The 309-nt window shown below is 45.0% G+C and carries 1 pseudogene; it reads left to right on the top strand.

Annotated elements, in window-relative coordinates:
* Nucleotides 1–309: pseudogene (locus H6B10_RS15990) on the top strand (type I restriction endonuclease subunit R); the annotation flags it as partial.

The raw sequence follows: 309 nt of genomic DNA, 5'->3' as shown, positions 1-309 counted from the left end.
CGCCCAAAGGCAAAACCCTGGAAATTTTCGGCGAACCTCAACCGGATGGTTCTTTCCATCCCTTCCACATCTATTCGATGCGACAGGCTATCGAAGAAGGATTTATCCTGGATGTTTTAGCGAACTATACCACATACAAAATGTGTTATCAAATCGCAAAGAATGTCCAGGACAATCCGGAAGTCCCTACCTCTAAGGCTGTTAGAACGATTCGACGCTATGAGGAATTACATCCGCACAACCTTCAGCAGAAAGCAGCTATTATTGTAGAGACTTTCCGTGAGGTCACAAAAAAGAAAATCGGTGGCC

This window comes from Gemmiger formicilis (assembly GCF_016901605.1).
Taxonomy (GTDB): Bacteria; Bacillota; Clostridia; order Oscillospirales; family Ruminococcaceae; genus Gemmiger; species Gemmiger formicilis_B.
The sequence above is the reverse complement of the archived record's forward strand: the minus strand, read 5'-3'. Positions and strand labels throughout refer to the sequence as shown.